We start from the raw sequence: 13,087 nt of genomic DNA on the forward strand, positions 1-13,087 counted from the left end.
GCCGACTAATCGACTACTTTTTTTATACATATTTATTAAAAGCTACTAGTTACTAGCGTCTTTAGCTTCGTCTACGGTAAATCCATATGCAGCTGCAATCTCATTAGAAATAGTATCTAAAGTAGCTGGAGTTACATCCCAGAATCCATCTCCTGTCATTAAAGTAGTTAAGTATCCTTTTACTTTAGTTTTATCTAAGTGAGGTGCTCCTGAAGCGTTACGAGTAAAACGTAAACTGTAAACAAAACCATATCCTTCAGATAAATCGTGGAAAGCTGCAGTTTTGTCTGAAGTTAATTTAGCTTTACCAGCTTGTAAATAGTATACTGCTCTAATAGCAATTACTTTAGAAATAGCTGCTCTAATGATTTCAGCTTGTGCATCTCTAACTGTATAATTTTTAGCTACAATTGCTGCTCTACCTAATTTGAAAGCATCGTAAACTTCTTTTGCAATTCCTTTAAAACTAGGATCATTTTCAACTCTAGTTAAGTATTTATTTAAAAAGTCGTCTGCTGCTAAAGCTGGTACTGCTGGGTTAGCTTCTGTACCGTATAAGTATCCATAAGCTTCATCCCATTTGTGTTCCATCTTCGTGTAATTTTTTCCAGCCTCTAAAACTCCATTATCGTTATTAGCTTTGTTTGGAGTAGCGTCAAGTACACTTTTACTTAAATAGTTGTTTAACATTTGATCAGTCATTAAAGCACCAATTAAAGACTTTCCAAAAGCTTGATTTAATTCTAATCCTTTTGCATTTACATAACGGTAAGATGCTGGATTAGAATTTAATTTTTGTAATCTTCCTGCATTTCCTTTTGAAGCGTCATCGTTCCATTTTGGAAATACGTTATCTACTTGAGAGTTAATCCAACCATCGAAATCTGCTAAAAGCTCATTTCTTTCAGTAGTATTAGCTTTAAAGTAATCTTCTGAAGCTGCTACTTTATCACGTACTTTTTTTCCTGAAGTATTTAAAGATGCTTCTGTAAAACCAGTACCGTCTTTAAACATTTCTGTTAATCCTGCTTTTGTACTAGCAGTATTTGATAAAGCTCCCATTATTTCGCTAGACATTTTAATTCTAGCTGTTTGTCCTGAAAAACTAACAGTAGTGTTTCCGTTTCTCTCAAACTTATATGTTGTAGGTGCAGTAACGTTATTTGCTGGTGTATCATCATCTGAACATGATGTTAACACCATAGCTGAAACAGCTAACATTGAAAAAATTACTCTTTTCATTTTTATTTAGATTTAATTTTGATAATTTTCTGCAAATCTACAGAACAAAACTAAATCTCCAAACTTTATTTAGATTTATTTTAATTTAAAATAAAGGTTTTTATGAAAGAGATTTTAAATACTCTATAACTCCTTTTCGTATATCAAAACTTAGCTCTGACTCTTTTGGCTCATAAACATTAAGTACTCCTGGATTTTTGTCTGAAAGCATTGGAATATCTAATCCTCTTAATAAGTAATCTGAAAAAGCCACTTTATAAACTTTAGTATCGTTTATTTCTTTTCCATTTATAAACCATTTACCTTCATCTTGTTTTACATTATAACGTTGTAGGTATGCTCCTGTTCCTACTGCATTAAGACCATAATCTAAAACTTCTTTTAATAAGCTTCCTTTTATATCAACTTTCAATACAGCTCCTCCATATGGTAATACTCTGAAAATATCTATAACGGTAACATCTCCTTTTAACTCATCATCTATACGTACTGAACCTCCGTTTACCAAAGCACAATCTACTTTGTTATCATATGCAAAACTCATTGATTTTGTAATGATATCTCCCATATTTGTTTGTACTGTTCTTATTGGAGTTTCCCTAGCATCTAAAGGCGTTTCTGCCTTATAAACTACTTCATAAGGGTTTGGAACTATATCTTTTATTTTATTATCTAAAATCTTTTGCCATTTTTCAACAATTACATTTACTTTTTCATCAGCAACAATTTGATCATTGATTTCTTTTAATTCAGATTTAAACTCAACTTTTTTAGTTGTTGGATCGTATTCAAAACGATGTATATATGCTGTTTTAGCATTAGCATCTGCTTTTGTTATAATGACATCTCCTACTTTATCATAACTGTTTGTATGCTCATGTCCCCCCATAATTAAAGGTACATTTGGCAACATTTCAGCTATCTTTTTATCTTGCGCTAAAGAACCATGTGTTAAACCTATTACTATATCTACCTTATCTTTAATATCATTATAAGAACGCTCTATTTCTTTGTACATGTCTCCATAGTACACATAACTTCTTGGATTTGATGGAATACATACACTTATAAAACCTACCTTTAATTGAGTCCCATCTTCATTTTTAAACTCTTTTATAAAAGAATCTTCCAAATACTTTTTCTTTCCATCAACCATTTTATGAAAATACTCATGTTTTCCATCTACATTATGTAAAACATTTGCTGATATCCAGTCAAACTTACTTTCATTAAGTCTTTCTTGTAAGTTTTTATAACTCAAGTCAAATTCATGATTTCCAAATGCAACTAAATCAAAATTCATTGCATTCATTACTTCTACCATTTGTTTTCCTCTTACTCTAGTTCCATCTACTTTCATTGTACCTATTAAAGAAGGGTTTAAAAAATCACCAGCCAGTACTAGCATTACATTTTTGTCATCCTTTAATAAGTTTTGATGTACCGTTTCTACTCGTGCCATTCCACCATACTTTCCTCCTTGGATAGGTGCTATTTCATAAACATCATTTAGTTGTAAAATTGTAAACTTAGTTTTAGCAGTTTCTTTTTTTGAAGCGCAACTAATCATAATAACAGCTAATGCTGCTACCATTAAATATTTAATTTGTTTCATTAAGTATGTTTTTATTAATTACCTTTTAGGTTTGTAATGTAAGTATTTACGAGTGTTTTTCCTTATCATTCTTCTATATTCTACTAACTCTGGAAATTGATAAAAGAAATTTATTTTTTTATGAGCAATTGTACGAGGCTTTCTAATTTTTGGTCTAAGCACAAAAGCTGTCCAGCTTTCTACAATATCTTCTTCTGGGCTTTCTGCAGCATAGTCTGTAACAAACTCTGTACGATTATTATCATACAAATCGTATAATTTCTCTACACAATTAGCTTCTGTATAACAATATTTTTTTTGAATAGTATCCCAACTATCTAATAATCTACCTTTCCAAAACAAATTAACAAACCTATTAATATAGCTATTTTTATATGCTTCTCCTTCTAAAGTTAAATATAACTCTCCTTCTTCTTGAGTTGCTTTAGTGGTAGGTCTTATCTGTGTTCTATTTAAAGTCAATAAATGTCCAAATTCATGTACCATAGTATAGACAGACTCGTGAAGTCTCCTTCTATCTTTTGTTTTAAGATTTACATCTTGAACATCTATTTCTAATTGCCACTTATCATTTCTAGAGTTTAAAGACACTAACGCTCCTGTTTTTTCATCAATCCCATCAGTCATTAAAACAATACGTTTAATATATTTTTTGGTTAATTTTTGAGGAAAAATTCGGTTAAATTCATTCCAATAATAACTAGCTAATTCGTTTTTACTTGATTTATTTTTTAATAAAACCCCATTTTTAATATGCCATACACCTATTCTTCTATCAGTTTTTGCCTGATAGAATGTAAAAAAAAAGAAAAAAAGAGTTAATATTTTAATTTTCATCATTTATTAAAAAACTTCTAACGCTTTATTATAGGCGCTTTCAAAACTCATTGGTTTAATATTTGTTTCAACCTTTTCAGCTGTAAAGTATGATAATAATTTTTCTGTTGGCATATTACCTGTCAACTCGTCTTTTGCCATTGGACAACCACCATATCCTTTAATTGCTCCGTCAAAACGGCGACAACCAGCTTTGTATGCACTACTAACTTTTTCGTGCCATTTTGTTGGTGTTGTATGTAAATGAGCTCCAAATTCAATTTGCGGATAACTAGGAATTAAATTTGAAAATAAATAATCTATATCTTCTGGTGTTGAGCTTCCTATTGTATCTGATAACGATAAAATCTTAACACCTAACTTAGATAATTTCTCTGTCCACTCTCCTACTATGTCTACATTCCATGGATCTCCATATGGGTTTCCAAATCCCATAGACAAATATGCTACAACTTCTTTATTTGTCCTATTTGCTATAGCCAATACTTCCTTTAACGTATCTATTGACTGTTCTATTGTCTTATGTGTGTTTCGCATCTGAAAATTTTCAGATATTGAAAAAGGATACCCTAAATAATCAATTTCTTTAAATTGTGATGCATCATTTGCTCCTCTAACATTTGCTACAATTGCTAATAATTTACTTCTAGTTGTAGACAAATCTAACATTGATAAAACCTCTGCCGTATCTCTCATTTGAGGAATAGCTTTAGGCGATACAAAGCTTCCAAAGTCTATTGTATCAAAACCTACTTTTAACAATGAATTGATATATTTTGCCTTCAACTCTGTTGGAATAAAGTGACTTTTAATTCCTTGCATTGCGTCCCTAGGGCACTCTATAATTTTAACACTGTCAATCATTGTGCCAAATATACATATTTTGATTCATTTTTTCCGTTGAACTTCCTTATCAATTAAACAGAAAACCAAACAACACTCAATCATCTAAAAAACAATAAGTTAAACATAAACCCCTAATGTTTTTCAAAAAAAAGTTACTTTTATTTAAAATAAACTGTCACAATTTAAAAAGTAAATTGTCTCTAGTATAGAATGATTTCTTTGGAGTCTAAAAAAACACATATCAACCAACTAATCGAACGCTGTAAGAAAAACGATAGCACTGCTCAAATGCAGGTGTACGATGCATATTATAAAGCAATGTATAATACTGCTTATCGTATTTTGAAAGATGAGTTTGAAGCTGAAGATTTAATTCAGGAAGCTTTTTTAACTGCTTTTTCAAAGTTACATACTTTTAAAGGTGAAGTTACTTTTGGTGCTTGGCTAAAAAAGATTGTAATTAATAAGAGTTTAACTCAATTAAAAAAGAATATTCGTTACGATGAAGTAAAAATGGAAGTAGTTTCTAATTATGAAGTAGAAGATACAGCTATAGATTACAATTCTTTAAATGTTAAACAGGTACTAGATAGTTTACAAAGTTTAAAAAGTAATTATCGAATAATCCTTACTTTAAATTTGATTGAAGGATATGATTATGAAGAAATTTCTCAAATAATGAAGTACACCAATGAAAATGTGCGTACAACAATATCGAGAGCTAAAAAGAAATTAAAACAAGTTTTACTTGCCAATACTAATAAAACACAAGTGTATGGAGGATAAATTACATCAATTTTTTGATGAAAATGATTTCGATATTTTCGAACCTCATTCAGGACATTCGGATCGTTTTCAAAGAAAACTTCAGCAATCTAAAAAAAATAACAAACCAACGCTATTTTGGATGAGTATAGCAGCATCTGTAATATTGGTTTTAGGTTTTTATCTTGGTAGCTACCAACAAAAAAGTTTTTATGATTTAGCTGATGTTTCTCCTAAAATGGCCGAAGCTCAAAGCTTTTTTGTATCAACAATTAATCAGGAATTAAAAGAAATTGAACAATATAGAAGTATTGAAACAGAGTCTATTATTGAAAACTCCTTAGATGAAATCGAAGATTTAGAAGATAGATATCAAAATTTAATCAAAGAACTCTCAAACAACGACAATAAAAGACAAATTATTCAAAAATTGATTAACAATTACCAACAAAGATTGGAAATTTTAGAGAGACTTTTATTACAATTAGAATTACAAAATAACCCAGCAAAACTAGAACTTAAAGACGATGAAATTATATAAATTACTTTTCTTATTTTTTCTTATCCCAACTGTTTTAACAGCAAATAATGATAGGAAACACGAAAAAAGCAAAACCATTAATAAAAACTTTACGGTAAACAAAAATGCCACTTTATACATTAGTAACAAATACGGTAATTTAAACGTTACTACATGGAATGAAAATCGTATTGAAATTAAAGTAAAAATAACTGTTAAAGGTGATGACTTAAGTAATGTAGAGCAGAAATTAGAGGCTATTGATGTTCTTTTTGAATCTTCAGAAAACTTAGTCGAAGCTCGTACTAAGGTTGAAAACACCAAATCTAAATGGTCTTGGTGGGGTAAAAACAACACCAACTACAAGATAAATTACTTTGTAAAAATGCCAATAAGCAACAATGCTGATTTAAACAACAAATATGGAAATATTGAACTATCTAGTTTAGAAGGTAAAGCTAATTTAAACTGCGATTATGGTAATATAGAGGTTGATAGACTTTTAAACAACACCAACTCTATTAGTTTAGACTATTGTGGAAATTCAGAAATCAATTATATAAAATCTGGTATTGTAAGTGCCGATTATTCTAAGTTGAGAATTGAAAAAACTGAAACTTTAAAAGTTAGTGCTGATTATTCATCTATAAAAATTGGTGAAGCTGAAAACCTTAAATTCAATAGTGATTATGGAAGTATCTCTGCTAGAAGCGTTACTAACATTACTGGTGGTACTGATTATGCAGCTGTTAAAATTGGTGACTTAAAAAAACACTTACAAATTAATACCGACTATGGAAGTATCAGAGTTCAAAATATAATGAAAGGATTTGAGAGCGTTACAATTCATGGAAGCTATGCAGGTATCAAATTAGGGACTAGCAGTGACAATAACTTCAAATTCAATATCGATTTAGGTTATGCTGGTTTTAACTATCCTAAAAGCAAAGTAGACATGTTTAAGAGCATTAAAAAAAGCACTAAAAAACATTACGAAGGCACTTTTGGCAAGGGCAACTCAAACTCTGTTATTAAAGTAAAATCTAGCTATGGAGGCGTATCTTTAAAACTTAACGACTAATTTTCTTTCGTTCAATCATAGATACACAAATTAAGTAACGTGCTACATAATACATAGTTGTATAAACAATTACATAAATCATATTATAATCTAGAAATTTATTAAAAGCTATTAAAACATCTGCGGTTACAATAAGTAAAACACCAAATAAAAAGAACTTACTTCTTTTATTCATTTCATTTAAATAATTGAAAAAAGATAAACCTATTATTATTGCAGAAGTGATACCTAGTAATATAAACGAAATAGAAATTTCTTGAAGATATGGTTTTAACAACACAAAAATAGTTGTAAATAATAGCAAACTAGGAATTACATAGATTAATAACATTTTGGGTTTTGTTCTAAACAATGCTCTTCTAGATAAAATAATATACAAAAATCGATTGGCTAGTAGTAAATAAATGCCAAGCATCATAAAAGCATCATCGAAAATTAGAAATGTATCGGATGCTATAGAGTTCATTAAAACTAATAAATAGAAATAATTAATTTTTTTTGAAGAACTCAAATACAAAAAAGATAAGAACATTAATGAGAAAATTTTGATAATCATCTCAGTAATTGAATTGCCCGTGTCAATAAAGAACAAAGAGACAATACATGCTAAAAAATAAGCAACACTATATAAATTGATTTTTTGGGGCATATAAAACTTAAATATAACCAATTTTAACTTTAAAATACACAAAATGAAAAAACAACTTATTACAACTCTTATAATTTTACTTTCACTTAACATTAACGCTCAAAGTTGGTGGAATTCTAAAAAAATAAAAGGTAACGGAAACGTAGTTACTAAAACAAGATCTATTAGCTCTTTTGATAGAGTAAGCGTTGGTGGTTCTTTTGATGTAAACTTAGTAGCTGGAACTGAAGGAAAAATAACCATTAAAGGAGAATCTAATATAATTCCTTATATAGAAACTGAGGTAAAAGGTGGTAAATTAAAAATCCAATTTAAAGAAAACACAAATATTAGAACTACAAGAAAATTAGTAGTAACTGTTCCTTTTGAAAGAATTAGAGCTGTTTCATTAGGAGGTTCTGGTAATGTACGAGTACAAAAAAGAATGAAAGCTGACGATGCCTCTTTTAACATTGGTGGTTCTGGAAACATCTCTGCTGATGTTGATGCGAATACTGTAAAAGCTTCTATTGGAGGTTCTGGAAACATTAGATTAAAAGGTAAAACGGATAACTTTAAATGTTCTATTGCTGGATCAGGTAGTGTAAAAGCTTACGATTTAGATGCGAATACTTTAAAAGCTAGTATTGCTGGATCTGGAAGTGTACAAACTAGTGTAAGCTCTAAAATTAAAGCTAGTGTCGTAGGATCTGGTAGTGTTTACTATAAAGGAAACCCTAAAATTGACAGCAACTCTATTGGTTCTGGTGATGTTATTGACAGAAACTAAAAGTTTATTTTTATAATAATAAGAAGAAGAAAAGCCGCTAAAAATAGCGGCTTTTCTTTTTTTTACTTTTAAGTTAGCGATGCTAAACTTGATTTAATTGTTTCAATCTTAGCTAAAGTATCAGATTCTTTTTTACGCTCTAATGCTATTACTTTCTCTGGTGCATTACTTACAAAACGTTCATTTGACAATTTCTTTTGAATTCCAAATAGAAAACCTTCAGCTCTTTTTAATTCTGCATTCAATTTCTTTGTTTCTGCTTCTACATCAATATTTTCTACAGAAATAGGAACAAAATATTCATTAGACTTTACTCTAAATGAAGCTCCTTCTACTTTTTCTGACACATAATTAATTACTGAAGTATTTGTTAACTTTTGAATAACCACATCAAAATCATTACCAATATTCTCGTTATTTACTACAAATAACTCAACTGCTTCTTTAAACGAAATATTTTTATCCTTTCTAATTGTTCTAATACCTGAAACAACATCTGTAGCAAATTCAAACTGATTGATGATTGCTGTATCTACCTTTTTAACCTCTGGGTATTTAGCAATAATTAAAGCTTCTTCTGGTGTTCTTTCTGTAATGTGCTGCCATACTTCTTCTGATAAGAAAGGCATAAACGGATGTAATATCTTTAAATTATCTTCAAAAATAGCAATTACTGCATCAAACGTTTTCTTATCAATTGGTTGTTGATATCCTGGCTTTACAGTTTCTAATAACCATGAAGAAAAATCGTCCATGATTAATTTATAAATCGCCATTAAGGCATCTGATAAACGATATTTAGAAAAATGATCTTCTATTTCGGCTAGTACTGTTTGAAACTTCGCATTATACCATTCTAATCCTATTTTTGCAGCCTCTGGTTGCTCTAAAGCAGCATCAACTTCCCAACCTTTTACTAAACGGAAAGCATTCCAAATTTTATTTGCAAATCCTTTTCCTTGTTGACATAAATCTTCGTCAAACATTAAGTCATTTCCTGCAGCAGAACTTAATAATAATCCTACACGAACCCCATCAGCTCCGTAATCGTCAATTAACTTTAACGCATCTGGTGAATTCCCTAACGATTTAGACATTTTTCTACGTTGTTTATCACGTACTAAACCAGTTAAGTATACATTTTCAAACGGACGCTCATCCTTGTATTCGTATCCTGCTATAATCATACGTGCTACCCAGAAAAATAAAATATCTGGCCCCGTTACTAAGTCGTTTGTAGGATAATAATATTTGATTTCCTCATTCTCTGGATTACGGATTCCATCAAAAACAGACATTGGCCATAACCATGAAGAAAACCAAGTATCTAATGCATCTTCATCTTGACGTAAATCTGCTGCTGATAATGAGTTATTACCTGTTTTTTCTTGTGCTAATTTAACTGCATCATCAATATTTTCAGCTACTACAAAATCTTCTTTTCCATCTCCGTAGTAAAATGCAGGAATTTGTTGTCCCCACCATAATTGACGAGAAATATTCCAGTCACGAATATTTTCCATCCAGTGACGGTAAGTATTCTCAAACTTTCTTGGGAATAATTTCACCTCTCTATCTTCACCTAAAACTGCATCAATAGCTGGTTTAACTAATTCTTCCATTTTTAAGAACCATTGATCTGATAATCTTGGTTCAATAACAGCTTTAGTTCTTTCTGACGTTCCTACTTTATTTGTATGAACTTCTGTTTTTACTAATATTCCCTTTTCTTCTAACTCTTTTGTTATTTCTTTACGAACCACAAAACGGTCTTTTCCTTCATAGTGTAAACCAAATGAGTTTAATGATGCATCTTCATTAAAAATATCAATAACTTCTAATTGATGCTTATCTCCAAGAACCTTATCATTCTCATCATGTGCTGGAGTTACTTTTAAACATCCAGTACCAAACTCAACATCTACGTATTCATCTTCTATAATAGGAATTATTCTATTACAAATAGGTACAATTGCTTTCTTACCTTTTAAGTGTGTAAATCGTTCATCATTTGGATTGATACAAATTGCAGTATCTCCAAAAATGGTTTCAGGACGTGTGGTTGCAATAGTTAACTTATCTTCAGAACCTTCTATTTTGTACTCTAAATAATAAAGATTCCCTTGCTTCTCTACATGAATTACTTCTTCATCAGATAAAGTTGTTTTTGCTTCAGGGTCCCAGTTTACCATTCTATATCCACGGTAAATCAATCCTTTATTATATAAATCAACAAATACTTTTATTACTGATTCAGATAACGCTGGGTCCATAGTAAAAGCAGTACGTTCCCAATCACAAGAAGCACCTAACTTTTTTAATTGTTCTAAAATTATTCCACCATATTCGTGTTTCCATTCCCAAGCATGTGCTAAAAACTCTTCTCTTGTTAAATCGTTTTTATCAATTCCTTGTTCTTTTAACTTCGCTACTACCTTTGCTTCAGTTGCTATAGATGCGTGATCTGTTCCAGGAACCCAACATGCATTTTTACCTTGTAAACGTGCACGACGAATTAACACATCTTGGATTGTATTATTCAACATATGTCCCATATGTAATACTCCTGTTACATTCGGTGGTGGTATCACAATTGTATATGGTTCTCTTTCATCTACTTCAGAATGAAAATAATTGTGTTTCATCCAGTAATCGTACCACTTTCCTTCTACCTCTTTTGAATTATATTTTGATGGAATATTCATATATTTTTATATCTTTATAACCAATTATTGTCTAAGACTTAATTTTTGGCATTATTTTTGAAATTTCGAAAGCAAAAATACAACTATCTCTGAGGTACAGAAAATAAGATGTTGTTTTTTTGGAACTAAAAAAATAATACTAAATTTGTAACGGTTTAAATTAAACCCCTTAATTAATTTCTAAATTATGAAAACAATTTTATCATTCCTAGCTGTTTGTTTTATTACGTTAACAGTAAACGCTCAAGAATTTAAATTTGAAACTGAAACTATTAACTACGGTAAAGTAGCTATTGGATCTGAAGGTAAGCGTACATTTGAATTTACTAATGTTGGTGATGCTCCTTTAATTATTAAAGATATAAAATCTACTTGTGGATGTACAGTTCCTAAAAAACCAGAGGCTCCAATAATGCCTGGACAAAAAGGACAGATTGAAGTTTCTTACGATACTAATAGACCAGGTGGTTTTTCTAAAGCTATTACTGTAATTTCAAACGCTAAGAAATCTAGGACAATGCTTAAAATAAAAGGATTTGTTTCTAAAAAAGCTGCCCCAGCTAAAGAAAAAAGTATGATGAATGATAGTGAATAATTAATTTCACATTATATATAAAAAAAACATCACCAAAATTGGTGATGTTTTTTTTATATCCTTTTTTCTAATCTAAACTCAAACCTTAAATCAACCCCTCCTCTTTTTACTTTTATCTTTATCTTTTTATTAGGTTTTGTTTGAAATAAATTAACTATTTCCTCTAAGGTAAACTGATAAGCTGGTTTGTTGTTAACATTTAATATAATATCACCAACCATAATGCCAGCTTTATCTGCAGGTGAGTCCTCAACAATCTTATCTATTTTGTACTTAGATTTAAATCTATAATGATAAGTATCTATAAATGCAATAATATTATTTCTCATTGATTTATTTCCTTCATAATTGGAATTCAACAACTTTGTTAAGGCTTTTTCCTTAACTAATTCTTGTCCGTCATGAACTATATGTAATCCACTCATATTATAGTAGAATCCATCTTTAAGAGAAGCATTTTTTTTAAATATTATTTTCTTATTTGGGTAGTCTATCCATATCTTAAAGCGCTTTAATATATTACCTCCAATACTACCATTTCTTTGTTTAAATTGTCGAGCGTTAAATGTTGATGTTGAATCTAAAAAAGAGACTGTTGGTTCTTGCAATTTAAATCTACCTATAGAAACATGAGGAATTTTACTTCTATTCCCATAAATAGTTCCACTTATACCTTCCCCCATAATATCTCCAAAATGTTTTATCGGTGTTTTTATAATATCCTTTGTGTTTTCAAACAACCACATTGCATCACTTCCTCCTGTATCGACTAATAGTTTTAAGGGAGTTTCAATATTGTTTACTGTATCTATTCTAGCTTTTATATCTATATAAGGTTTATTTCTATAAAACTGTAAAGGAAAAACTTCACATTTTCTACATTTAGGTTTTTTATATTTTTTGGGATTATAAAAAACAATTCTTTTACTGTTATAATTTACCTTAACAATAACGTCCTTTAATAAGTCATAACCTATAATCCCATGAATTGTAACTCCCATTTTAGCCGATAGATTAAATGCATCTTTTAAAATAACGTATAATTCTTGATTTGTTCCTGTTAAATTTTTTACTCTAAATCGATTTCCTTTAGACAATAATGCTTCTATAGGTTCACCATCTCCTAAACCTCTAATAAAAACTTTTTCTATATTATTTAATCCTATACTATCATTCTGTGTTAAATTAAATAGAATTGTTTTATTTACTCCTGTATCTAATATGAAAGACAATTTATTACCATTAATTTCTAATGGAATTACAATTAAATTATTTATCAATCTAAACGTTAACTCCTGTTTATCTGTTCTTTTCCCAAGAAAATGAAACTTTTTTTGAGAATAAATTGATAAGCATAAAAAGAAAGTAATAATGTAAAGTAATCGTTTTTTCAAAAGGGAAAGTTTTAAGGTTAATTTTAAATATACAACCTTCATTTTACATTTTCATTTTTTTAAGATTTT

At 29.7% G+C, this 13,087-nt stretch carries 12 protein-coding genes; 5 read left to right on the forward strand and 7 right to left on the reverse strand.

Going from position 1 to position 13,087, the window contains the following annotated elements; translation table 11 throughout:
- Positions 1–45 precede the first annotated feature (45 nt).
- From F7018_RS08615 to F7018_RS08630, 4 genes are all read right to left on the reverse strand, one after another.
- Positions 46–1,242, reverse strand: a complete 1,197-nt coding sequence (locus F7018_RS08615; protein WP_150899638.1) for a DUF4856 domain-containing protein — start codon at positions 1,240–1,242, stop codon at positions 46–48.
- A 100-nt stretch (positions 1,243–1,342) separates the two neighbouring features.
- Complete coding sequence (locus tag F7018_RS08620; protein ID WP_150899639.1) at positions 1,343–2,857, reverse strand: bifunctional metallophosphatase/5'-nucleotidase; 1,515 nt, start codon at positions 2,855–2,857, stop codon at positions 1,343–1,345.
- Between the two features lie 18 nt (positions 2,858–2,875).
- Complete coding sequence (locus tag F7018_RS08625; RefSeq protein WP_150899640.1) at positions 2,876–3,697, reverse strand: hypothetical protein; 822 nt, start codon at positions 3,695–3,697, stop codon at positions 2,876–2,878.
- Positions 3,698–3,700: 3 nt separating this feature from the next.
- Positions 3,701–4,558 carry a hydroxymethylglutaryl-CoA lyase gene (locus F7018_RS08630; RefSeq protein WP_150899641.1) on the reverse strand — a complete coding sequence of 286 codons (858 nt, stop codon included), beginning with the start codon at positions 4,556–4,558 and terminating at the stop codon, positions 3,701–3,703.
- A gap of 201 nt (positions 4,559–4,759) precedes the next feature.
- On the opposite strand from F7018_RS08630, the gene F7018_RS08635 reads away from it, so the two are divergent.
- From F7018_RS08635 to F7018_RS08645, 3 genes are read left to right on the forward strand one after another with little or no spacing between them, the layout of a single operon-like run.
- Positions 4,760–5,326: an RNA polymerase sigma factor gene (locus tag F7018_RS08635; protein ID WP_246175104.1), complete on the forward strand. Its 567-nt coding sequence runs from the start codon at positions 4,760–4,762 to the stop codon at positions 5,324–5,326.
- The gene (locus tag F7018_RS08640; RefSeq protein ID WP_150899643.1) at positions 5,316–5,846 is read left to right on the forward strand and encodes a DUF3379 domain-containing protein; all 531 of its coding nucleotides are present in this window, start codon (positions 5,316–5,318) and stop codon (positions 5,844–5,846) included. The genes F7018_RS08635 and F7018_RS08640 overlap by 11 nt, the downstream gene beginning before the upstream one ends.
- Complete coding sequence (locus tag F7018_RS08645; RefSeq protein ID WP_150899644.1) at positions 5,833–6,906, forward strand: DUF4097 family beta strand repeat-containing protein; 1,074 nt, start codon at positions 5,833–5,835, stop codon at positions 6,904–6,906. The genes F7018_RS08640 and F7018_RS08645 overlap by 14 nt, the downstream gene beginning before the upstream one ends.
- Here the strand turns inward: F7018_RS08645 and F7018_RS08650 are convergent.
- A complete protein-coding gene (locus tag F7018_RS08650) occupies positions 6,896–7,648 on the reverse strand; it encodes a lysoplasmalogenase family protein (protein WP_150899645.1) in 753 nt (250 codons plus the stop codon). The genes F7018_RS08645 and F7018_RS08650 overlap by 11 nt on opposite strands.
- Here F7018_RS08650 and F7018_RS08655 point away from each other — a divergent pair.
- Complete coding sequence (locus F7018_RS08655; protein ID WP_150899646.1) at positions 7,599–8,324, forward strand: head GIN domain-containing protein; 726 nt, start codon at positions 7,599–7,601, stop codon at positions 8,322–8,324. The genes F7018_RS08650 and F7018_RS08655 overlap by 50 nt on opposite strands.
- Before the next feature lie 68 nt (positions 8,325–8,392).
- On the opposite strand, the gene F7018_RS08660 is transcribed toward F7018_RS08655, so the two are convergent.
- Positions 8,393–11,029 (reverse strand): valine--tRNA ligase, encoded by a 2,637-nt coding sequence (locus tag F7018_RS08660; RefSeq protein ID WP_150899647.1) that lies wholly within the window; start codon positions 11,027–11,029, stop codon positions 8,393–8,395.
- A gap of 187 nt (positions 11,030–11,216) precedes the next feature.
- Between F7018_RS08660 and F7018_RS08665 the strand changes: the two genes are divergently transcribed.
- Positions 11,217–11,624: a DUF1573 domain-containing protein gene (locus F7018_RS08665; RefSeq protein ID WP_150899648.1), complete on the forward strand. Its 408-nt coding sequence runs from the start codon at positions 11,217–11,219 to the stop codon at positions 11,622–11,624.
- 53 nt (positions 11,625–11,677) lie between these two features.
- Here F7018_RS08665 and F7018_RS08670 read toward each other — a convergent pair whose 3' ends face one another.
- Complete coding sequence (locus F7018_RS08670; protein ID WP_246175107.1) at positions 11,678–13,018, reverse strand: aspartyl protease family protein; 1,341 nt, start codon at positions 13,016–13,018, stop codon at positions 11,678–11,680.
- Between the last annotated feature and the right edge of the window lie 69 nt (positions 13,019–13,087).

It is taken from the genome of Tenacibaculum aiptasiae (genome assembly GCF_008806755.1).
GTDB lineage: Bacteria > Bacteroidota > Bacteroidia > Flavobacteriales > Flavobacteriaceae > Polaribacter > Polaribacter aiptasiae.

Bases quoted from the DNA above. Each gene is read 5' to 3' on its own strand.
- F7018_RS08645 (WP_150899644.1), top strand. From the start codon at position 5,833: ATGAAATTATATAAATTACTTTTCTTATTTTTTCTTATCCCAACTGTT.
- F7018_RS08655 (WP_150899646.1), top strand. From the start codon at position 7,599: ATGAAAAAACAACTTATTACAACTCTTATAATTTTACTTTCACTTAAC.
- F7018_RS08665 (WP_150899648.1), top strand. From the start codon at position 11,217: ATGAAAACAATTTTATCATTCCTAGCTGTTTGTTTTATTACGTTAACA.
- F7018_RS08630 (WP_150899641.1), bottom strand. From the start codon at position 4,558: ATGATTGACAGTGTTAAAATTATAGAGTGCCCTAGGGACGCAATGCAA.
- F7018_RS08615 (WP_150899638.1), bottom strand. From the start codon at position 1,242: ATGAAAAGAGTAATTTTTTCAATGTTAGCTGTTTCAGCTATGGTGTTA.
- F7018_RS08660 (WP_150899647.1), bottom strand. From the start codon at position 11,029: ATGAATATTCCATCAAAATATAATTCAAAAGAGGTAGAAGGAAAGTGG.
- F7018_RS08640 (WP_150899643.1), top strand. From the start codon at position 5,316: ATGGAGGATAAATTACATCAATTTTTTGATGAAAATGATTTCGATATT.
- F7018_RS08625 (WP_150899640.1), bottom strand. From the start codon at position 3,697: ATGATGAAAATTAAAATATTAACTCTTTTTTTCTTTTTTTTTACATTC.
- F7018_RS08650 (WP_150899645.1), bottom strand. From the start codon at position 7,648: ATGTTAAGTGAAAGTAAAATTATAAGAGTTGTAATAAGTTGTTTTTTC.
- F7018_RS08620 (WP_150899639.1), bottom strand. From the start codon at position 2,857: ATGAAACAAATTAAATATTTAATGGTAGCAGCATTAGCTGTTATTATG.